The organism is Flavobacterium gelidicaeli, assembly GCF_013294005.1.
Lineage (GTDB): Bacteria > Bacteroidota > Bacteroidia > Flavobacteriales > Flavobacteriaceae > Flavobacterium.
The window spans coordinates 61,188-82,272 of record NZ_JABSNK010000009.1 but is presented as its reverse complement, the minus strand read 5'-3'; the positions used below and the strand labels follow the sequence as shown (position 1 = coordinate 82,272).

At 33.8% G+C, this 21,085-nt stretch carries 21 protein-coding genes; 18 read left to right on the top strand and 3 right to left on the bottom strand.

The features are described 5' to 3' along the window. Window positions 1-147 precede the first annotated feature (147 nt). Together HNP99_RS13520 and cydB are read left to right on the top strand one after the other, a co-directional pair. Window positions 148-1,479, top strand: coding sequence for a cytochrome ubiquinol oxidase subunit I (locus HNP99_RS13520; protein WP_173853911.1), 1,332 nt, complete (start codon window positions 148-150; stop codon window positions 1,477-1,479). 5 nt (window positions 1,480-1,484) lie between these two features. Next, complete coding sequence (gene cydB, locus HNP99_RS13515) at window positions 1,485-2,561, top strand: cytochrome d ubiquinol oxidase subunit II (protein ID WP_173853910.1); 1,077 nt, start codon at window positions 1,485-1,487, stop codon at window positions 2,559-2,561. Between the two features lie 552 nt (window positions 2,562-3,113). Here cydB and HNP99_RS13510 read toward each other — a convergent pair. Together HNP99_RS13510 and HNP99_RS13505 are read right to left on the bottom strand one after the other, a co-directional pair. Then, window positions 3,114-3,902 carry a sulfite exporter TauE/SafE family protein gene (locus HNP99_RS13510; RefSeq protein WP_173853909.1) on the bottom strand — a complete coding sequence of 263 codons (789 nt, stop codon included), beginning with the start codon at window positions 3,900-3,902 and terminating at the stop codon, window positions 3,114-3,116. 74 nt (window positions 3,903-3,976) lie between these two features. Further along, window positions 3,977-4,603 carry a Crp/Fnr family transcriptional regulator gene (locus HNP99_RS13505; protein WP_173853908.1) on the bottom strand — a complete coding sequence of 209 codons (627 nt, stop codon included), beginning with the start codon at window positions 4,601-4,603 and terminating at the stop codon, window positions 3,977-3,979. 294 nt (window positions 4,604-4,897) lie between these two features. Here HNP99_RS13505 and HNP99_RS13500 point away from each other — a divergent pair, with 294 nt between their 5' ends. The 4 genes from HNP99_RS13500 (at window position 4,898) to HNP99_RS13485 (ending at window position 9,735) form a co-directional block, all read left to right on the top strand. Further along, window positions 4,898-5,209, top strand: coding sequence for a rhodanese-like domain-containing protein (locus tag HNP99_RS13500; RefSeq protein ID WP_173853907.1), 312 nt, complete (start codon window positions 4,898-4,900; stop codon window positions 5,207-5,209). Window positions 5,210-5,266: 57 nt separating this feature from the next. Then, window positions 5,267-6,847, top strand: coding sequence for an NADP-dependent glyceraldehyde-3-phosphate dehydrogenase (locus HNP99_RS13495; protein ID WP_173853906.1), 1,581 nt, complete (start codon window positions 5,267-5,269; stop codon window positions 6,845-6,847). A gap of 153 nt (window positions 6,848-7,000) precedes the next feature. Next, window positions 7,001-8,575 carry an FAD-dependent oxidoreductase gene (locus HNP99_RS13490; protein WP_173853957.1) on the top strand — a complete coding sequence of 525 codons (1,575 nt, stop codon included), beginning with the start codon at window positions 7,001-7,003 and terminating at the stop codon, window positions 8,573-8,575. Window positions 8,576-9,159: 584 nt separating this feature from the next. Continuing rightward, on the top strand, window positions 9,160-9,735 hold the full coding sequence (locus HNP99_RS13485) for a DJ-1/PfpI family protein (RefSeq protein WP_173853905.1): 576 nt from the start codon (window positions 9,160-9,162) through the stop codon (window positions 9,733-9,735). Between the two features lie 197 nt (window positions 9,736-9,932). Here HNP99_RS13485 and HNP99_RS13480 read toward each other — a convergent pair whose 3' ends face one another. Beyond that, window positions 9,933-10,784: an EamA family transporter gene (locus HNP99_RS13480; RefSeq protein WP_173853904.1), complete on the bottom strand. Its 852-nt coding sequence runs from the start codon at window positions 10,782-10,784 to the stop codon at window positions 9,933-9,935. Between the two features lie 156 nt (window positions 10,785-10,940). Between HNP99_RS13480 and HNP99_RS13475 the strand changes: the two genes are divergently transcribed. The 12 genes from HNP99_RS13475 (at window position 10,941) to HNP99_RS13420 (ending at window position 21,080) form a co-directional block, all read left to right on the top strand. Then, window positions 10,941-11,411, top strand: coding sequence for an OsmC family protein (locus HNP99_RS13475; RefSeq protein ID WP_173853903.1), 471 nt, complete (start codon window positions 10,941-10,943; stop codon window positions 11,409-11,411). Between the two features lie 106 nt (window positions 11,412-11,517). Beyond that, the gene (locus HNP99_RS13470; protein WP_026977326.1) at window positions 11,518-11,904 is read left to right on the top strand and encodes a hypothetical protein; all 387 of its coding nucleotides are present in this window, start codon (window positions 11,518-11,520) and stop codon (window positions 11,902-11,904) included. 455 nt (window positions 11,905-12,359) lie between these two features. Next, window positions 12,360-13,958, top strand: a complete 1,599-nt coding sequence (locus HNP99_RS13465) for an oleate hydratase (protein WP_173853902.1) — start codon at window positions 12,360-12,362, stop codon at window positions 13,956-13,958. Between the two features lie 34 nt (window positions 13,959-13,992). Then, entirely contained in the window at window positions 13,993-14,811 is an 819-nt protein-coding gene (locus HNP99_RS13460) for a DUF1269 domain-containing protein (RefSeq protein WP_173853901.1), read from the top strand. A 22-nt stretch (window positions 14,812-14,833) separates the two neighbouring features. Then, window positions 14,834-15,544 carry a 2,3-bisphosphoglycerate-dependent phosphoglycerate mutase gene (locus HNP99_RS13455; protein ID WP_173853900.1) on the top strand — a complete coding sequence of 237 codons (711 nt, stop codon included), beginning with the start codon at window positions 14,834-14,836 and terminating at the stop codon, window positions 15,542-15,544. An 11-nt stretch (window positions 15,545-15,555) separates the two neighbouring features. Further along, window positions 15,556-16,056, top strand: a complete 501-nt coding sequence (locus HNP99_RS13450) for a hypothetical protein (protein WP_173853899.1) — start codon at window positions 15,556-15,558, stop codon at window positions 16,054-16,056. Window positions 16,057-16,073: 17 nt separating this feature from the next. Further along, entirely contained in the window at window positions 16,074-16,649 is a 576-nt protein-coding gene (locus tag HNP99_RS13445) for an HdeD family acid-resistance protein (RefSeq protein WP_173853898.1), read from the top strand. 31 nt (window positions 16,650-16,680) lie between these two features. Next, complete coding sequence (locus HNP99_RS13440; RefSeq protein WP_173853897.1) at window positions 16,681-18,273, top strand: oleate hydratase; 1,593 nt, start codon at window positions 16,681-16,683, stop codon at window positions 18,271-18,273. 277 nt (window positions 18,274-18,550) lie between these two features. Then, on the top strand, window positions 18,551-19,009 hold the full coding sequence (locus HNP99_RS13435) for a redoxin domain-containing protein (protein ID WP_173853896.1): 459 nt from the start codon (window positions 18,551-18,553) through the stop codon (window positions 19,007-19,009). 10 nt (window positions 19,010-19,019) lie between these two features. Further along, complete coding sequence (locus HNP99_RS13430; RefSeq protein ID WP_173853895.1) at window positions 19,020-19,535, top strand: DsbA family protein; 516 nt, start codon at window positions 19,020-19,022, stop codon at window positions 19,533-19,535. Between the two features lie 175 nt (window positions 19,536-19,710). After that, window positions 19,711-20,187: a Dps family protein gene (locus HNP99_RS13425; protein ID WP_173853894.1), complete on the top strand. Its 477-nt coding sequence runs from the start codon at window positions 19,711-19,713 to the stop codon at window positions 20,185-20,187. A gap of 239 nt (window positions 20,188-20,426) precedes the next feature. Next, a complete protein-coding gene (locus tag HNP99_RS13420) occupies window positions 20,427-21,080 on the top strand; it encodes a BON domain-containing protein (RefSeq protein ID WP_173853893.1) in 654 nt (217 codons plus the stop codon). Window positions 21,081-21,085 lie beyond the last annotated feature (5 nt).

Genomic DNA, 21,085 nt, shown 5'->3' with positions numbered 1-21,085 from the left:
TTAAGTACCGAAATATCTAAAAACAAAGCTATTACCTATTTGTATAACAAGTTATGACATTTATCAGGATTTTAAAATGATTTTATGTGACATAGGTTACTTTAATTGGTTAAATTTACGGGTAGCTTTACAAAAAATTACAACAGTATGGAAGAAATGCTTTTTTACGACAGAATGCAGTTCGCATTTACGATTACTTTTCACTATCTCTTTCCGCAATTGACAATGGGTTTGTCTTTAATAATTGTCTATTTTAAATGGAAGTTTCTTAGAACAGACGATATAACTTACAATAAGGCCACCCATTTTTGGATGAAAATATTTGCATTGAATTTTGCAATGGGTGTGGTTACTGGTATTCCAATGGAGTTTCAGTTTGGAACTAATTGGGCTAAATTCTCGGAGTTAACAGGAGGTATTATTGGACAAACATTAGCCATGGAAGGCATGTTCTCCTTTTTTCTGGAATCTTCCTTTTTAGGAATGTTTCTCTTTGGAGAAAAAATCATAGGGCATAAATGGCATTTTGTCACCGGATTGCTCATATTTATAGGGTCTTGGGCAAGTGGTTTTTTAATTATTGCCACGCATTCCTGGATGCAAAATCCTGTGGGTTACGAAATTCTAGCAAACGGAAAGTTTGTATTAAATAACTTTGGTGCTTTATTTGCAAATCCGTGGTTGTGGCCTTCTTATTTACACAATCAAGCGGCTTCATTAGTAACGAGTTCGTTTGTAGTTGCAGGGATTGGCGCTTTGTATATCTTGAGCAAACGAAATGTATCCTACGGAAAGTTATTCCTAAAAACGGGAGTGGTATTTGGATTGATTTCGAGCTTAATTGTAGCGGTGCCTACAGGAGATTTATTGGCAAAAAATGTGGTGAAATACCAGCCAGTCACTTTTGCCGCTATGGAAGGAATTTTTCATACAGAGGAAAAAGGAGCCGAAATTGTACTTATAGGGCAACCTGACGTGAAGGATAAAAAACTAGACAATAAAATTGCGGTGCCTAATGTTTTAAGCTTTTTGACTTATGGCAGTTGGGACACTACAGTGAAAGGACTAGATCAGTTTGACGAAAGTATCCATCCTACCAATATTTCGGGACTTTATTATGCTTATCACATTATGGTAGGTTTAGGAACGCTTTTTATAGGGTTAATGTCCTTGGCGGTACTTCAATTATTTAGAAAAAAACTTTTTGAAACCAAGTGGATTTTGTGGGCATTGTTCTTTATGATGCCGTTTCCTTATATTGCAAATACCACAGGCTGGTATACTTCGGAGTTAGGGAGACAACCTTGGTTGGTTTACAATTTACTACGCACATCGGCAGGAGCATCGCCTACAGTTTCTTCTGGTAATACATTATTTACCTTATTAGGCTTCGTGGGACTGTATATGTTGTTAGGTTTGTTGTTTTTACTCTTAGTGGGTAAGATTATTAAAAATGGTCCAGAAACTGTAAAAAAATAAAGATTATGGAATTCTTTTGGTATGTTGTTTTAATGGGGATTTTAGCGGTCTATGTAATTCTGGACGGCTACGATTTTGGTGCGGGTATAATTCATCTGTTTTTTGCTAAGACTGAAAAAGATAAAAAAGCAATTACAAATGCTATAGGTCCGTTTTGGGATGCTAATGAAGTTTGGTTAATTGCTGCAGGAGGTGTTTTGTTTTTTGCTTTTCCTACGCTTTATGCCTCTTCGTTTAGCGGATTTTACTTGCCTTTGATGATGATATTGTGGCTGCTTATTTTTAGGGCAGTTGGTTTAGAATTACGCGGGCAAATTCACCATCCTATGTGGGAAGCGGTATGGGATAAAGCTTTTGGTATCGCGAGTTTATTACTAGCCTTATTCTTTGGAGTTGCCTTAGGAAACGTGGTTCGTGGGGTTAATTTAGGTATGGTCACTAATGGGGTTTCGACGCAAGAAGCACACTTTTTCTTTTTGCCTTTGTGGAATCCTAGCTTCAGTCCGCAGGCTGATCAACTAGGGATTATAGATTGGTTTACGTTGTTTTTAGGTGTGGTTAGTGTTGTAGCGCTAATGATTCACGGCGCAAATTGGATTATTTATAAAACCAATTCAGACTTGAATCCAAAGTTAAGACAAGTCGTTTTTAAACTTAACTTTGTGCTACTAGCGTTAGTAATTATTTCATTGATGATTTGGCATAACATAGAGCCTCAGCCTTTTCACAACTTTCTAGATAATCCTTTATTGTGGGTATTTCCTGTCATGTGTTTTGTGGGTATTTTTGGATTGTTTAAAGTAAGATCGTTTCAACATGATGGAGCAGGATTTTTATTCTCAAGTTTGTTTTTACTTGGCGGTTTTACCTCTACTGCAGCTTCTATTTTTCCTAATGTTTTGCCGTCTACAAATTCGGTGAATCCTTCTTTGACTATCTACAATACTGCGGCAGGAGAATATGGACTTTCGGTAGGAGTCTATTGGTTTGTAATTGCACTTGCATTAGTAATTACCTATTTCATTATTCAGTACAAAGTATTTAGCGGAAAAATGGATGATGTAGGTTATGGCGAGCATTAGTCACTTTCGATTATAAATAAATAAAAAACTCCCTTGTAATAAAATGTATTTACAAGGGAGTTTTTGTATAACAGTATGTTCAAGTAAGATGAGGAGGCTATTTAATTAATGATAAGCTTTGATATAGAAAAGGATTTTAATATTATTTTGCTCGAAAACAACTCTTTTTTATGTCAATATTTTGACATAATTAAATAAAAAAGTAGAATAATATTTAGAATAGAATTCATGAAAAAAGGCGATATTAAAGTTTATTGGTCTCAAATAGCCTTGAAAACTTTATTGTAAAAGAATAATATGATTCAAAATGATTTAATCAGTGGATACTATTTTAATAAGGGAAAAGGTTTTTGTTTATTTTGTTATTGAATATAGAACACTTTAAGGCTGCTTAACTGAATTTATAAGCTATTATTTAATAGGTTTTACTCATAACAAATTCATTAAAATCACTAAGGATAAATAGGGTTTAAACTTGTAATCATGTTGATAAGTGGTTATTCAACTTATTTTATAATTCAATTTTGAAAATTTATAGGGGATGACTTTAGTTTATTTAAAGAAAATCTCTTTAGTGATGATATAGATTCCCATGACCAAAACGAACCAACCAAATGCAGGTTTTAATTTTGCACCATCAATTTTTTTAGATAATTGTGTTCCAATAAATAAACCAATAACAGCCATTAATGATATGATAAGAAGTAATTTATAATCTAATACAACACCTCCTAAAACATCCCCTCCAAAACCAATAAGAGAATTAATGAATATAATAAATAATGAGGTCCCTACGGCTTGTTTCATAGGTAAGTCAGCAAAAAACAACAAAGCAGGAATAATTAAAAAACCGCCACCAGCGCCTAAAAAACCAATTATTAAACCTACTAGAAAACCCACTGTAGCCAACATTTTATAATTAGTAACGACGCCTTCTTTTAGATTTTTATTGTTTTTAATCATAGAGATTGATGTGGCAATCATCAAAAAAGCAAAAACAACCATGATTAATAAATTCTTAGTCACCTCAAAAGATTGAATGTAAAATAATGAGTCAGGGATTAAATGAAACACCATTTTTCGAACAAATAAAAGCGATACAATAGAAGGAATAGCAAATACTAATGCCGACTTGATTTTTAAATTCCCTAATCTATAATGATTGTAAGAGCCTATCATAGAGGTGAATCCTACAATAAATAAAGAATAACTTGTTGCCTTTTCAGGATGTACATGAAAAAGATATACTAAAATAGGTACAGCAAGAATAGAACCGCCACCACCTATTAGTCCTAAGGAAAGACCAATAATTATTGAAGCAAAGTAACCAAGAATTTCCATCTATTAAATTTTATTGCAAAGGTTGATTGATAAAAGTGCTTGTACAGTAACATTTATCACATAGAGGCTTTTTTTTATTTTAATAGTGCGATATGATTTCTATGTAACTGTACTAAACCACGCTGCTCCATCTTTTTTAATAATCGAGAAATGACTTCTCTTGACGTATTCAATTCGGTGGCTATATCCTGGTGCGAAAGTTTTAAATCTTTGCATCCACAAGCATCGCTATTGCGTTTTAAATAAAATTCTAATCGTTCATCCATTGCTCTAAAAGCTACATTATCGAGAACTTCTAATACTTCTTCAAAACGAGTTCGATAAGTAAGAATAACAAATTCATACCAGCTACGGTGTTCCATCATCCATTTTTCCATTAACGATAGGGGCAACATAATAATTTCGACATCATCAATTGCCTTTGCCATAATCTGGCTAGTTTGACTTTTGGTTGCGCATATCATTGACACTGCACAAGCTTGTCCTGGATGTAGGTAATACATAAAAAATTCACCTCCATTTTCTCCCTCGCGGTAAATTTTTAATTGTCCTTTTGTAACTAATAAGGTGTAGTTGATGTATTGGCCGGTTCGCATAATAACATCTCCAGCTTCAAAGGATTGTATGATGGCATGATTTTCAATTTCCAACAGTAAATCAGTTGAAAAATTGGGAAATATTTTTTTAAGTGTCTCTTGCATTTTTATTTTTTTGGATTAAAATTTCCATGTAGTAATGTAAAAGTACGGTAAAAATAAGAGATCACTAGCAAAGAATTTAGTAAGTTAATTGCTTTACGTTCTTTTAATTAGCATTACGGTTTTTATAATTTACCTATAGATTTAGTAGACTTTTATTTAAAGATTATTAGTATAATCTATAATTAGCTGGTTATTAATTAGTCACGAAATCGTTTTCTCGATATTATTATTTAATTCACAATTTGTTAGTTTTTAGTTAGCAAAAAACATTGTATTTTTACAAAAAAGATCATTATGAATTTAACACAGGAAGATTGGGTAGCACAGCTTGAAGCTGATAAAAATGCAGTAATATTAGATGTACGTACTGAAGATGAATTCAACGACGGAATTATTGAAAATGCTATAAATATAGACATTCATCAAGGACAGGCTTTTGTTGACCAAATAGAAGCTTTAGATAAAGATAAAAACTACTATGTATACTGTCGCTCTGGAGCTAGAAGCGGAAAAGCTTGTGAGGTTATGAATGAGTTAGGAATTGAAAACGCTTATAACTTATCAGGAGGGATCTTAGCTTGGAACGGAGACGTTGTTGCACCCTAAAACGTAAAGAGAGGCTCCTGCCTCTTTTTTTTATTACTATAACTAAAAAACCACATTATGAATTCGATACCAGAAGAATATCAAATTAAAGATTTACTAAATCAAGATACTTATTTATTAAATGGAACATTAGTAAACTGGGAAGGCCAAACCTCCCCCGTTTTTTCTACCATTTCATCTACCGAAGAGTATTTACCTACCATATTAGGTTCTATTCCTTATATGGGAGAAAAAGAAGGTTTAGAAGCCGTTGATGCTGCCGATAAAGCCTACAATAACGGACAAGGTTTATGGCCTACCATGCGCGTAAAAGATCGTATTAAATGCATGACTCGTTTTGTAGTTCAAATGGAAGCTACCCGTGATGAAGTAGTAAAATACTTGATGTGGGAAATAGGAAAGTCATTACCAGATTCTCAAAAAGAATTTGATAGAACCGTAGAATATATTTACGATACTATTGAAGATTATAAAAAATTAGACCGTGATAACGCTAAATTTACTAAAAGTCAAGGTGTAAACGCTATGGTACGTCGTGGTCCGTTAGGTGTTGTGCTATGCCTAGGGCCTTACAATTACCCATTAAATGAAACATTTGCTTTGCTTATTCCAGCTTTAATTATGGGGAATACAGTGGTTTTTAAACCTGCAAAACATGGTGTTCTTGTAATATCCCCACTGTTAGAAGCATTTAGAAATAGTTTTCCAGCTGGAGTTATTAATATAGTTTACGGTAGAGGTCGTGAAGTTGCGTCGCCTATTATGGCGTCAGGAAAAGTTACTGTTCTAGCTTTAATTGGTAATAGTAAGTCGGCTATTGCTTTGCAAGACCAACATCCTAATAAAAATAGATTGCGTTTAATTTTAGGGCTTGAAGCCAAAAACCCAGCGATTATTCTTCCAGACGCCGATTTAGACTTGGCAATACAAGAGTGTATTTCAGGAACTTTGTCTTTTAATGGACAACGTTGTACTGCTTTAAAAGTATTGTATGTCCATGAAAATATTGCAGTAGAATTCAACAAAAGATTTGCTGCTAAAGTGGATGAATTAAAATTTGGAAACCCATGGGAAAAAGGCGTTTCATTAACACCACTTCCTGAAAAAGAAAAACCAGCTTATATTCAAGAATTAATTGATGATGCTACTAGCAAAGGCGCTAAAGTGATTAATGAAAAAGGAGGACATCACCACCCTAATTATATTTTCCCAGCGGTATTGTATCCAGTAAACAAGGAGATGCGTATTTATCACGAGGAGCAATTTGGACCTGTTGTGCCTATTTTAACTTTTGATGATATACAAGAACCTTTAAATGATATGGCCGAATCTAATTATGGCCAACAAGTAAGTTTGTTTGGGAAAGACATTAAAACATTGGCACCGCTAATTGATACATTGGTGAACTTAGTTTGTCGTGTGAATTTAAATAGTTCTTGTCAAAGAGGTCCAGATATTTATCCGTTCACAGGTCGTAAAGACTCGGCTGTAGGAACATTAAGTATTCATGATGCCTTACGTTCATTCTCGATTAGAACTTTTGTTGCTTCAAAAGACAATGATTATAATAACGAAATTTTACAAGCATTATTAAATAGTGAAGAATCTAACTTTATCACAACAGATTATATTTTGTAAAACATTTTTTATTAAATCAAACCGCCTTCTTTTAAAGATAGGCGGTTTTTTTATGTTTATAAAAAAAAATGGATTTAGAGACCATTCCTTTTTATTATGCATGCATCATAATTAGATAAAAATGCTTATTTTTCGATAAATAAATTATAAATGATGCAGCACGATTTTGATTATATCATAATAGGAAGTGGTTTTGGAGGTTCAGTAAGTGCTTTGCGTCTTTCTGAAAAAGGCTATAAAGTACTGGTTGTCGAAAAAGGAAAATGGTACAAAGCAACCGACTTTGCCAAGACCAACTGGAAACTACGCAAATGGTTGTGGATGCCTCATTTACGCTTTTTTGGAATTATGAAAATGAGTATTTTCAAGCATATTGTAGTGATTTCTGGAACGGGCGTAGGTGGCGGATCACTAGTCTACGCCAATACATTACCAATACCCAAAACCAATTTTTATAAATCAGGAAGTTGGAGCCAACTCGCAGATTGGGAAACCGAATTAAAGCCTTTTTACCAGTTAGCGCTTAAAATGCTTGGAGCAGCTCGCAATCCTAAATTATTTGACGGGGACATTGCCTTGCAAACCTTGGCAAAAGAGTTGGGTAGAGAAGATCAGTTTGAGCACCCTGATGTTGCTGTTTTCTTTGGTAAAGAAGGGCAGGAGGTAAAAGATCCTTATTTTGAAGGTAAAGGTCCTGATCGATCTGGCTGTACTTTTTGTGGTGGTTGCATGACGGGATGCAGGCATAACGCTAAAAATACTTTGGATAAAAATTACCTTTATTTAGCTCAAAATAACGGTGCCGAGATCTTAGCTGAAAACGAGGTTGTAGATGTCGTACCTATAGATAATAATGATGGCGCTTCTGGATACAAAATTAGTGTGAAATCAAGCACAAAAGTCTTTGGTAAAAAAAAGCATTTTACTGCTAAAGGAGTTGTTTTCTCGGGTGGAGTATTGGGTACAATAAAGTTGTTGTTGCAGCTTAAGCAAAAATCGTTGCCGTTATTGTCTGATACTTTGGGCGATAATATCCGTACAAACAATGAAACTTTAATAAGTGTTTCTACTTTAGATAAAAGTAAAAATTTGTCTAAGGGAGTTGCTATAGGTAGCATGTTGCATACAGATGAAAACAGCCATTTAGAAATTGTTAGGTATGCCGAAGGTTCTGGTTTTTGGAAATTATTGCATTTGCCTTTATCGAATGGAAAAAATAGTTTGACAAGATTGCTTAATATGTTCAAGCAATTTTTCCGTTTTCCGTTGTCGTATTTTAAAATCTACTTTAGAAATAGTTGGTCAAAAAGCACAACAGTTTTACTATTTATGCAATCAATAGACAGTACTTTAAAATTCAAGGGAAACTGGTTTGGCGGCATGTCATCTACGGTAAGTTCAGGTGTAAAACCATCTGCAGATATTCCAGCGTCTATCGCTTTAACAAAAAAATATAGCGAAATAATAGGAGGGAAGCCTACTTCGTTTGTTTTAGAATCGATTGCTGGAATTCCCTCCACAGCACACGTTTTAGGCGGTGCTGTAATGGCGGAGGATTCTAGCAAAGGGGTGATCAATAAGAATAATGAAGTTTTTGGGTATAAAAATATGTTGGTTGTTGATGGTGCAATGATATCAGCAAATCCTGGGGTGAATCCGTCGCTATCGATTACTGCAATTGCCGAAAGAGCAATGGCGCAAATTAAAAATAAACAAAAGGATAATTAATGATCTTAAAATTAGAGGCATATAAAAGCCTTATTGTAAATTAATTGTGTAATTTTAGAATGTCAATTATCAAGGTAAAAACATAAATTTTTAGTTATAAAAAAGAAAATCAAAATAATAAAAAATTCTATCCACGAAAGGTTGCATCGTGAACCTTATTATACCCATCCCAGACTTCATTTTGTTCCCAATTTTGTACTAAATATCATCACTTTTATGTTCACACTTGCTATAATTGCAACACTTGTGTATTTATTAATTTTATTTTTAGGCAATCGGTTTTATCATTTAAATGGAAAGTAATCCATCATTTAAGTTTGACCTTTTTTTTTAATCTAAAATAAAAGCAACTTCATTTTTGTAAATTCCAAAAGATTAGGTTGCTGGTTGCTAGGGTTTTTAAATGTGTGTAATACTGTTGTAAATGAGTTTAATAGTGATTTCTTTCTAAAACAAATTAGGAGTGATAGTATAGGACATTTAATTATAAGTAGGTGTTTACCTGAAACAATTTCGTTATATTTGAGTCTATAGAAACAGCATTTATTATTTTAAAATAATCACATCAAAAAACTAAACAAACGATGAAAAAAGTACTATTCTTAACAGGAGATTACACAGAAGATTACGAAACAATGGTTCCTTTTCAAATGCTTGAAATGGTAGGTTATGAAGTGCATACCGTTTGTCCAGATAAAAAAAAGGGAGATTCGATTAAAACTGCCATTCATGATTTCGAAGGAGATCAAACTTACTCTGAAAAACCAGGACATAATTTTGTTTTAAATTATAGTTTTGATAAGGTAAACGTAGAGGATTATGATGGTTTAGTTATTGCTGGAGGTAGAGCACCAGAATATTTAAGATTAAATAAGAAAGTACTTGAATTTGTTCAGTATTTTTTTAAAGTGAACAAACCGGTAGCAGCCATTTGTCATGGTATTCAAATTTTGACAGCTGCCGATGTAGTAAAAGGAAGAAAATTAACAGCCTATCCAGCAGTTGGTCCTGAGGTAACTTTAGCAGGAGGAGAATTCCAATCAATCCCTGCAGATGGCGTATATGTAGATGGGAATTTAGTAACATCACCAGCTTGGCCAGCTCACCCTAGTTTTATTAGAGAATTTTTAAAAATAATGGGAGCAACAATCAAGATATAATACCAATGCTATTTATAAAACAGCATAATTGTCAGTTCGAGCGAAGTGGAGTACCACTATTGCTTCTTACCTCTGCTCGATGTGACAAAAATTAATGGGACTATACTCTACTTGTGTTTGGTATAAAGCTGTTTCTAAATTATTCATTTCATAAAAAGGAAATTGATACGCTACTGCTAAAATATATCCACACTAAATTAACGATTTTTTTTAGCAGTTAGTGTAGATCCTGCTGATGCAATAACAACAAAAAGAACTGCTATAACTTCATTAAATGTAAGTACTTCGTTTAAAAAAAGTAAACCACATATAGAAGCTACTGCAGGTTCTAAACTCATTAAAATACTAAAGGTACGTGAAGGTAATTGCCCTAGTGCTTTCATTTCTAAAGTAAACGGAATAGCACTGGATAAAAGTGCTAAGGCAACTCCCAAATAAAAGAAATGGGGTGTGATAGTAGCAAATCCGTTCCCCATAATTCCGAAAGGAATAATCAACATCGAGGCAAATAACATTCCGGTCGCAACAGCTTCGCCACCTTTCATTATTTTAGAAACTTTTCCTCCTAATATGATATATGCAGCCCACATAGCACCTGCAGTCAATGCAAATACTACGCCAAGCAAATCTACACCTTCCTCTTTCCATGGAGCTATCAAAACGATTCCTGAAGCAGCGAGAAGCACCCATAAATAATCTAATATCCGTTTTGAACCTAGAACGGCAACGACTAACGGTCCTATGAATTCAAGTGTTACGGCAAGCCCTATTGGAATTCTCTCAATTGCGAGATAAAAAATTAAATTCATCGCTCCTAAAGACAAACCATATGGAATGACAATTTTCCATTGGTTGCTCGTAATTTTAAATAAGTTTGGTTTGTAAACGGCTACTAAAATAATCGCAGAAATCCCTATTCTTAAGGATGCTGTTGCAGCCGCTCCAAGTACTGGAAACAATGTTTTGGCTATGGCTGCACCAGACTGTACGCTGATTATAGCAAACAAAACAGCAGGAATAGGAGGGATATTAAGTAGCTTTTGTTTCACTTTATAAAGTTGCGGTTAATTGGTAAAACTACAAAAATATAATTCAAAAAATCAGGTTTTTAAGGATTGCTAGTTGCACAATAAGTAAAATTTTGAATGAATACTCTTTTTAATACCCATAGCATTTTTAAGTACTTTTGTAATAAAATAAGCAACATGAGTTTTACCCATTTATTTAAGGCAAGATTGAATTGGTTTTCTAATAAAGAAATTGTCAAAACACAGCAGAAAAATTACACTAAAAGCCACACCATTTCCATCGAAGGAAAAGAAATACTGAACGTATCTGCTGCCAAAGCTTTTAAGGGAGATCCTACATTATATAATCCCGAAGATTTGTTACTAAGTAGTTTAGTTTCTTGTCACATGATGTCGTATTTGTATCTGTGTGCGCAAAACGGAATCGAAATACTCTCGTACACTGATAATGCCGAAGCAACGCTTGAAGTTTTAGATAATGGATCCGGTAGGTTTATAGAAGTTCGATTATTTCCTCAAGTTATTATTCAAAATAAAGAACAAATCACACTAGCTTTAACGCTACATAAAAAGGCAAACGAACTATGCTTTATTGCTAATTCTTGTAATTTCTCAATAGTTCATAACGGGAACTGTAAAGGAATTTAAAGTAGTTAAATAATGACAACTGACCTAAGTCATTTTAAACAGTGCCTGATTGAGATACTTTTGATGAATATTTACTACACTAGTACTAACATTAAAAGCCTAAATCATGAAAAATGAAGTTTTATACAACAGCAATATGCATTTTGAACACGAACAATGGAAAGGGGAATTGGCCTTTTGGAAAGACGAATTAGTATTCTTCAATAACAAATTGAGCGAACTCGTGACTCGCTGGACAGACAAAGATGTATTGGCTCAATTAGAACATTATCAAAACGAATTTGTGTTGCACGGTGGTGTAATCGAAGATCTACAAGAAATTATCGAAAAACACGAGGAGCGTATCGCTGGACAAAGCATGACGGGTGAGAATGCTTTAGATATTCAATCTACTAAAGAACATTTAGCCTTTAGAGACAAAATAGAAACGCAAAGACATATTTACGCCGAGCTTAAAAAAGACTTTTTTAGATTCCTTGAAAAGTACATGTAATACTAAAAGTACTATTTCGTTTTTCAAAAAAGAAGAATAAAAACAAAGGTTGACTACTAATTTTAATTTGGTAGCCAACCTTTTTTTGTAGCACTACTTTTAGAAATAGAGTTGCATTTAAATTATAAAAATTGTTTGGGCGTGTCCCAAGGGCCGGGCTTTCCGCTACAATTCCTCGCTGCACTCCCGAAAAAAATCGGGAGTTTGCTGTGGGATTTCCACTTCAATCCCTCACGCAGCACCTTTGTCGAGATACTGCATTAAATTAATTTTTTATTTTTTGTGAGGCTGATCTAGATCAGTGCAACCGTTTTTATAACGCCTTAATTTTGTTCTTTGAAAACTTGTCAAGAGTTGTATTCGATTATTGTAAAAGGCATTTTAAATAATTGAATTTCAGTAACCAAGATGAGTTTGATTAGCAATAAGAAAAAAATAATTAATGTATTTTAATCATGAATAACAATCAAGATAAAAAAGCCTACTTCATAGGCGGCGGAATAGGATCATTAGCAGCAGCAGTATTTTTAATTAGAGATGGCGGATTAGATGGTAAAAACATTACGATTTATGAAAGTTTAGCTGTTTTAGGCGGAAGTTTAGATGCAGGCGGAAATCCACAACAAGGATATACTTTACGCGGATCGCGCATGTTAACATTAAATATTTACGAATGTACTTGGGAGTTATTCAAATCAATTCCATCACTTACAGATCCTAATACTTCTGTTTATGAAGAGACTGTTGCGTTCAATGAACGTGTAAAATCAAATGCAAAAGCACGATTAATTGACAAAAACCGAGCGATTGTAGATGCGTCTAAACTAGGTTTTTCTATGGAAAATCGTGCTGAATTATTGAAGCTAAGTGAAGCAAGTGAAGATAAATTAGGAAATAGCTGTATTTCTGACTGGTTTTCTCCTTCCTTTTTTGAAACTAATTTTTGGTTCATGTGGCGTACTAGTTTTGCCTTTTCACCTTGGCATAGCGCCGTAGAGTTTAAACGTTATTTACACCGATTCATGCAAGAATTTCCAAACGTAGAAACTATGACAGGAGTAAAACGTACCGTTTATAACCAGTATGACTCGATGATTCTGCCATTAATTGTTTGGCTTAAGTCGCACGGAGTGAATTTTATGAAAGAGTGTACGGTAACTGATCTTGATACTGCATATGAACTTGATCCCAAAACAGGAACCGAAAAGGTAGTTGTTAAAAACCTTATTTATGAAAATGCTGGAACTAGTAAAACAATTGGAGTTACAGCCAATGATTTGGTGTTTTTTCAAAATGGTTCTATGACAGATGCCTCAAGTTATGGTTCCATGACAACTGCGCCTAAATTTTACACAAAAGAAGACAGCCAAGGCTGGGCGATTTGGGAGAAACTAGCAAAAAAATATCCTGAATTTGGAAAACCAGAAGTATTTAATACCAATATAGCCGAGTCTTTCTGGGAATCATTTACGGTCACATTAAAAGACACCGCTTTTTTTGATCAAATGGAAAAATTCTCGGGTAATAAAGCAGGAACAGGAAGTCAAGTTACGCTTAAAGATTCGAATTGGTTTATGAGTTTTTCATTAAACAATCAACCACATTATAAAGACCAACCCGCTAATGTACAAGTGTTTTTTACTTATGGACTACATCCAGATCGCGTAGGGAATTTTGTAGGGAAACCCATGACAGCTTGTTCGGGAGAAGAGATTCTACGAGAATTATGCGGCCATTTAAAATTTGATTATGATGTCGTGTTTGGCAATGCCATTTGCATTCCGTGTAGAATGCCTTACATCACTAGTATGTTCCTACCTCGTTTAAAAACGGACCGACCACTTCCAGTACCCAAAAACTCAAAAAACCTCGCATTTGTAAGTCAGTTTGTAGAAATTCCGGATGATGTAGTATTTACTGTTGAATACTCCATTAGAGCAGCTCAAATGGCCGTTTATGAATTACTCGACCTCGACCTTAAAATTCCACCAATCACAAAATTCGATAAGAGTCTAAAAGTGGAATTGGAAAGCGTAGTTAAAGCATTTCACTAAATAAAATAACAACTAACATTTTAAGACAATAATTATGGCAAATATAATAGTGATTCCGTTTACAGAAGAAGAAAACGCAATAGCAGCTTTACATAAAATCAAAGAACTAGATGGATATGGAGATATTACGCTCTATGAACACATGATGATTCGTAAAATAGAAAATAATCATTATGAAATTTTATTTTATAAAGAACAAGGAGAAGGTTGGAGAACGTTAACGGGAATGGCTCTTGGTGGGCTTTTAGGTTCTGTTGCTGGTCCTGTAGGATTAGTTGTAGGATTGTATACAGGTGTTGTTGCAGGAGCAGCTTGGGATGTAAGTCGTCATGATTTTGGAGAAGAACTTATCCAGAAAGTCAGTAATAAAATGAACATTGGAACCATTGCAATTATTGCCGAGGTTGGCGAAGACAGTTCCATATTTATTGACGATGCAGTAAAACCTTTTGCGTCAGAAATTATTAGAAGTGAAGCCGGAATCGAATTTGACGATTATATCGATGAACATATTGAAGACATCGAAGATAAAATTGAAGAGGAACGTGAGAAACTAAGAAAAGCAACTAACGAAGAAAAAGACAAAATAAAAGCTAAGATTACCGATTTAAAATCAAAAAGAAAATCAAAAATTGCCGATTTTGAACATAAAAAAAAATCGGCTTTAAAAGAAGTCGAAGCTAAAACAAAAGATAGAATCAAGAAATTAGAATCCCGTCTTAAAGGATATGAACTTGCTGTTGAAGATGCATTTGCTAAAGCAAAAATAAACAGACTGAAAAAGAGATTACAAAAACAAGAAGAAAAATTAACGCACTTGCTTAGTGTTCTAGAAGAGGAAATTAGGGATTAGTCTAATTTTAAATCAATATCAAATGGGAAAACTCATACTGGTAAGACACGGAAAAAGTGTGTGGAATGTAGCCAACATATTTACAGGTTGGACAGATGTAGACCTTGCTCCAGAAGGAATAGAGGAAGCAAATACAGCGGGTGAAATTATTAAAAGGCATCAAATTGCTATTGATATCTGTTATTCTTCCTATCTAAAAAGAGCCATCCGTACAGGACTAATTATTTTAGAGCATGCTGATAGGATGCATGTAGATTTTATTAAAAGTTGGAAACTAAATGAGCGAAATTATGGTGCTTGGCAAGGAAGAAATAAAGACGAGGTAAAAAGAGAAGTTGGAGAAGAACTTTTTTTAAAAGTACGAAGAGGCTTTGATACTCCACCGCCCAGTTTGCAACTTACTGATAAAAGACATCCCAAATTTGATCACTTATATGATACTGTCAATAGTAGCTATTTACCAGCCTCAGAATCCTTAGAACAAACCGAAGTGCGAGTAGTGCAATACTTTTTTGAGGTTATTGTACCAGAATTGGTAAAAGGAAAAACCGTTTTGGTAGCTGCACATGGGAATTCAATTAGAGGATTAATGGCGCATATTGAGAATATTAACTCCTCAGAAATTCCTAAAGTAACTGTGCCAACAGGAGTGCTGCAAGTTTACGAGTTTGACACTAATATGATTTTAAAAAAGAAATACAAACTAGAAGAAAAAAATAAAATTAAACTTTAATACAACCAATTATGAAAACAAATTTTTTATCCTTAACCATGATAACATTGATGGCAGGAACTATTTTAACAAGCTGTGGAAAAACAACAAAAGATGACGCATCTGCCGTAAAAGAGGATGTTACAGAACTGAACAGAGATTTAGAACAAGGAGCAAAAGATACGGGTGTTGAGACTAAAGAAGCCGTAAATGCAGACTGGAAAAAGTTTGAAGCTTCGTCTAAAATAGCTATTGAAAACACAGACACTCAAATTAAAGCGCTTAGGGATAAAATTGCTAAAGCGGATAAAGCAGAAAAAGTGAAACTAACAGCAAAATTGGATGAACTCGAAAAAAAGAATACAGAGTTAAAAGAGAAATTAGAAAAAAGAGGCGTAGCATTCAAAGAGGATGTTAAGGAAATGAACCAATCAGCTAAAGAAGAGGAACAAGAATTTGAGAGAGAGTTTACTCATGATATGGATGAATTAGGGACTGCTTTAAAAGATCTCTTTAAAGACAATGTGAAATAATTTTTAAAAATGCAATTATGCCAACTACAATTTTAAGTTCGATGGAGTCTGCAGTAAAAAATTGGTGGATATCTCTTTTACTAGGTATTCTATACATTATTGTTGGAATATGGGTGTTTCAAACGCCATTAGTCAGTTATGTCTCTTTAAGTTTTATTTTTAGTGCCTTTATATTTGTTTCGGGACTATCCCAAATAGTTTTCGCTATTTCAAATAGAAAAAAGTTACACAGTTGGGGTTGGTATCTAGCAGGTGGTATGGTAGATTTAGTAGTAGGAATGCTATTGATTTTGAATCCCTTAATGACAATGGCTATTTTACCATTCTATGTTGGATTCTGGTTATTGTTTCAAAGTATGATGGCAATTGGGTTTTCTTTTCAGTTTAGAACAGCCAATGTACCTTCATGGGGATGGTTATTATTCCTTGGAATCATGACACTATTGTTTTCATTTTTGTTACTGTCTAATCCTGTATTTGCAGGTTTAAGTATTGTTTACATGACAGCAATGGCAATGATAACCGCTGGAGTTTTTAGAATTGTACTCGCTTTCGAACTTAAAATACTACATAAGAGAATAACTGGTATTTAATACCAAAATGGACCATTTAGAAAATAAACTCATGAAAATTAAAAAAAATAAAACACCTCAAAACTCAAAAGTATATTTAATTGGAAGCGGTATTGCGTCACTAGCAAGTGCTGTTTACCTGATCAAAGATGCTAAAGTTAAAGGAGCAAACATCCATATTCTTGAAAAAAGTACAATCGCAGGTGGTGCACTTGATGGTGCAGGAAACAAAGACGACGGATTTGTTGTACGAGGGGGACGCATGCATGAACCTCATTATACTTGTTATTGGGATTTATTATCGAATATTCCATCGCTAGAAGATCCGCTTTTAACGGTAACTGAAGAGTCTAATGAATTCAATAAACGATTTGTTTCTAACGGACAAGCGAGACTAATTAAAGACGGAAAGATACTAGATGTTTCTTCTTATGGACTTTCATTATTGGAACAAACAGAGTTACTACGACTACTATTTGCTTCCGAGAAATCGCTTGGAAAGAAAAGAATAGAAGATTGGTTTGACCAAGAGTTTTTTGTTACTAATTTTTGGTACATCTGGTCTTCAATGTTTGCTTTTCAAAAATGGAGTAGCCTGGCCGAAATGCGACGTTATATGCGACGTTTTATTCATATGATTGATGGATTGAATAAATTGGGAGGCGTAATGCGTACCAAGTACAATCAATACGATTCGGTTGTAGTGCCGTTAAAGCGTTATTTAGAAAAAGAAGGGGTGCAATTCACTATGGATTCTGAAGTGGTAGATATTGATTTTGATCTATCTGCTGATAAAAAAACAGCTACGGTATTGCATTTAAAAAATAAAAATGAAATTGTACTAACAGAGAATGATTATGTTTTTATCACCAACGGTTCCATTACTGATAGTACAGATAATGGTGCTTGGAATAGAGCAGCCAAACTAAAAGGACTTGAAGAATCTGGATCTTGGAAACTTTGGAAAAAAATTGCCGAAAAAGACACCGCTTTTGGAAATCCAAGTCCGTTTTGTGATGCTATCGATTTACAAAAATGGTATTCTTTTACCGCAACATTTAAAGACAGTACTTTTCATGACCACATGGAAAATTTTTCGGGAAATGTAGATGGAACTGGTGGTTTGGTTACACTAACCGATTCAAATTGGCTAATGTCAATTGTTATTGCGCGCCAACCTCATTTTCCAAATCAACCAGACGATGTCAAGATTTTTTGGGGATACGGTTTATACCCTGATCGAAAAGGAAACTACATTAATAAAACCATGGCCGAATGTACCGGAGCCGAAATCCTAGAGGAATTATGGTTTCATTTAAAGGTTCAAGAGATGATGAAGCCCATTACAGATGCTGGAAAAGTGAATTGTATCCCTACTGCAATGCCTTTTATAGATAGTTTGTTTATGCCTAGAAAAATGGGTGATCGACCAAAAGTATTACCAAAAGGAGCCACAAATTTTGCTTTTTTAGGACAATTTGCTGAGGTTCCAAAAGATGTAGTATTTACCGTTGAATATTCGGTTAGAACGGCACAAACTGCGGTTTATGGTTTATTTAAAACCGATAAAAAAGTGTTACCAGTATATGAGTCTATTCATAGTCCAGAAGCACTTATAAAAGCAGCTAAAGCGATTAGTAGATAAACTAAATATTAGTTGGAAAACTGTTTTTAAATTATTGCAGGATATAAAAATAAATTAATTGAATAGCATAAACTTTGATATAAAACAGCTGCGTCACGATTTTGGTCAGCTGTTTTTTGACATTTATAATAGTTGTGAAATTATGTAAATGAAGTAATATAAGCTTACAATTCCATAATTATCATTGGGATTACAATGGTTATATTTGAATATGATTTTAAAGAGACAAATGAAAAGTTGATTTGTTTCTAATGTTTAATTAAAATAATAAAATAGTATGTTACAGAAAAACGATATCGCACCTAATTTTACTTTAGACGCTTCACCTGATAAAAAAATATCTTTAGCAGACATGAAAGGAAAAAATGTAATTCTTGCATTTTACCCCGCAGATTGGAGTCCGGTTTGTAGCGATCAAATGGCTTTATACAACGAAACACTTAAATTTTTTAAAAAGCATGACGCCGAAATATTTGGCATATCAGTAGATAGTGTATGGTGCCATAATGCTTTTACAGCATCACGAAATTTACATTTCCCTTTATTAGCCGACTTTGAACCAAAAGGAGCCGTTTCAAAAGCTTACGGTGCTTATGATGAAAAATCAGGACAATCCAAACGAGCTTTATTTGTAATTAATAGAGAAGGAGTTATCGAATGGAGTTTTGTATCTCCAAATGAAGAAAACCCTGGCGCCGATGGTATTTTAGAAGCTTTAGAAAATATGAACAAATAAAAAAAAGAAAATGAGTTTACATCCAGACGTTAATAAAAAAGATCACATTAAAGGAGATTCAAACGCTAAATTAGAAATCGTAGAATTTGGAGATTTCCAATGCGGCCATTGTGGTGCAGCACATCCAGTTGTAGAAAAAATAATAAAGGAATTTGGAAACCAAGTTAAATTTGTATTTCGTAATTTTCCTTTATCAGAAATGCATCAAAATGCTCGTGAAGCCGCTAAAGCTGCAGAAGCCGCTGCATTACAAGGGAAATACTGGGAAATGCACAACAGTATTTTTGAAAACCAAGAGTATTTACAACCCAATGATTTTATAAGCCATGCTGAAAAATTAGGATTAGATATCCAAAAATTCAAAAAGGACATGCAACTAAGTAGTATTGCCGAAAAAATTGATGATGATTTTGAAAGCGGTATTCGTAGTGGTGTAAATGGTACGCCTTCTTTTTTTGTTAACGGAAATAAATTTGATGGTGATGCTTCTAATTTATTAGCAGTAATTGAGATGAGTGTAGAATAGGAGCTACTTATTCTACCGAAAAACTACACTACTTGTAGTATTTAAGCTAAATTCCTTTTTTTGAAAAAGAAAAGAGAACACTATTTTAAAAAAATATCCAAGACTGATCTAGGTCATTTTAATTGTTTTAGAACAGTAATACCTTTGAGTAATTATAAATTTAAAACGAAAAATAATGAAAACTCCAAACATCGGAATTTCAACTGAAAACAGACAAGCAATCGCTGACCAATTGTCAAAGATATTGGCAGATGAATTTATATTGTATTCAAAAACACTTAATTTCCATTGGAATATTGAAGGAGCTGATTTTCACTCTGTACACTTATATTTAGAAACTTTATACCAAGAACAACAAGAAACTGTTGATACCGTAGCCGAAAAAATACGTGCGTTAGGTCATTATGTACCTGCCACTTTGAAGAAATATTTAGAATTGACGCATCTTACGGAAGAAACAAAGGGTAAAAATGATAGCCAAAGTATCTTTGCTGAGCTATTACAAGATCACGAAAGCATTATTGTATTTATCAGAGAAGAGATAAAACCCATTGCTGATAAAATGAAGGCTGATGGAATTAGCGATTATATCACAGGATTAATGGAACAACATGAAAAAACCGCTTGGATGTTGCGTTCTCATTTAAAATAAAATTGTTGCAATAATTGTAACTAAAAAACAATTTATTAGCCCAAATAGAAGTTATTCTATTTGGGTTTTTTCTTTTTGATTGCGCTAGTTTTATTTTTCACAAAAATAAAATGTGCAATGATTTTTATCCTTTTTTAAAGTTTTATAAAATAACGGTGTGCTGATGTGGGTCAGTGTCAATGCTTTATAATCGTTATATATTTGGTCTATAATTATTCATAATTTAAATAATAGAAAATATGAGAACAGATCTTAGTATTAAAGAAAATGTTTTGGAAGAATTACAATGGCAACCAAGTATTGACGAAACTCAAATTGGAGTAATTGTAAAAGATGGAATTGTGACACTATCTGGAACCGTAGACAGCTATGTAAAAAAACAAGAAGCAGAAAAGGCGGCTAGGAGTGTAGTTGGGGTAAAAGGAGTAGCTGAAGAGATAGCGGTTAAATATGGTACGAATTCTAATAAATCAGATACTGAAATAGCTACTGCAGCAGTTAATGCCTTAAAATGGAATATATCTGTACCTGAAAATAAAATTGAGGTTAAAGTCGAAAATGGATGGGTTTATTTGACCGGTGAGGTACTATGGGATTTTGAAAAAAATGCTGCTAAAAGAGCTGTAGAAACGCTAACTGGGGTTCATTATGTAGTGAATAATATTACTCTTAAAAATACAGTAGATGCTGTTGATATTAAAGAAAAAATTAAAAAGGCATTTGAACGTTCGGCTGATATTGATGCTAAAGATATTATTGTAAAAGCTGATGGCCATACTATCAAACTCACAGGTAAAGTGCATTCATTAAAAGAAAAAGATAAAGCTAAAACAACAGCTTATTATGCACCTGGAGTATGGAGAGTAGAAAATGAGTTGGAAGTTGAATATTAGTTTTA

Bases quoted from the DNA above. Each gene is read 5' to 3' on its own strand.
- HNP99_RS13520 (WP_173853911.1), top strand. From the start codon at position 148: ATGGAAGAAATGCTTTTTTACGACAGAATGCAGTTCGCATTTACGATT.
- cydB (WP_173853910.1), top strand. From the start codon at position 1,485: ATGGAATTCTTTTGGTATGTTGTTTTAATGGGGATTTTAGCGGTCTAT.
- HNP99_RS13510 (WP_173853909.1), bottom strand. From the start codon at position 3,902: ATGGAAATTCTTGGTTACTTTGCTTCAATAATTATTGGTCTTTCCTTA.
- HNP99_RS13505 (WP_173853908.1), bottom strand. From the start codon at position 4,603: ATGCAAGAGACACTTAAAAAAATATTTCCCAATTTTTCAACTGATTTA.
- HNP99_RS13500 (WP_173853907.1), top strand. From the start codon at position 4,898: ATGAATTTAACACAGGAAGATTGGGTAGCACAGCTTGAAGCTGATAAA.
- HNP99_RS13495 (WP_173853906.1), top strand. From the start codon at position 5,267: ATGAATTCGATACCAGAAGAATATCAAATTAAAGATTTACTAAATCAA.
- HNP99_RS13490 (WP_173853957.1), top strand. From the start codon at position 7,001: ATGCAGCACGATTTTGATTATATCATAATAGGAAGTGGTTTTGGAGGT.
- HNP99_RS13485 (WP_173853905.1), top strand. From the start codon at position 9,160: ATGAAAAAAGTACTATTCTTAACAGGAGATTACACAGAAGATTACGAA.
- HNP99_RS13475 (WP_173853903.1), top strand. From the start codon at position 10,941: ATGAGTTTTACCCATTTATTTAAGGCAAGATTGAATTGGTTTTCTAAT.
- HNP99_RS13470 (WP_026977326.1), top strand. From the start codon at position 11,518: ATGAAAAATGAAGTTTTATACAACAGCAATATGCATTTTGAACACGAA.
- HNP99_RS13465 (WP_173853902.1), top strand. From the start codon at position 12,360: ATGAATAACAATCAAGATAAAAAAGCCTACTTCATAGGCGGCGGAATA.
- HNP99_RS13460 (WP_173853901.1), top strand. From the start codon at position 13,993: ATGGCAAATATAATAGTGATTCCGTTTACAGAAGAAGAAAACGCAATA.
- HNP99_RS13455 (WP_173853900.1), top strand. From the start codon at position 14,834: ATGGGAAAACTCATACTGGTAAGACACGGAAAAAGTGTGTGGAATGTA.
- HNP99_RS13450 (WP_173853899.1), top strand. From the start codon at position 15,556: ATGAAAACAAATTTTTTATCCTTAACCATGATAACATTGATGGCAGGA.
- HNP99_RS13445 (WP_173853898.1), top strand. From the start codon at position 16,074: ATGCCAACTACAATTTTAAGTTCGATGGAGTCTGCAGTAAAAAATTGG.
- HNP99_RS13440 (WP_173853897.1), top strand. From the start codon at position 16,681: ATGAAAATTAAAAAAAATAAAACACCTCAAAACTCAAAAGTATATTTA.
- HNP99_RS13435 (WP_173853896.1), top strand. From the start codon at position 18,551: ATGTTACAGAAAAACGATATCGCACCTAATTTTACTTTAGACGCTTCA.
- HNP99_RS13430 (WP_173853895.1), top strand. From the start codon at position 19,020: ATGAGTTTACATCCAGACGTTAATAAAAAAGATCACATTAAAGGAGAT.
- HNP99_RS13425 (WP_173853894.1), top strand. From the start codon at position 19,711: ATGAAAACTCCAAACATCGGAATTTCAACTGAAAACAGACAAGCAATC.
- HNP99_RS13420 (WP_173853893.1), top strand. From the start codon at position 20,427: ATGAGAACAGATCTTAGTATTAAAGAAAATGTTTTGGAAGAATTACAA.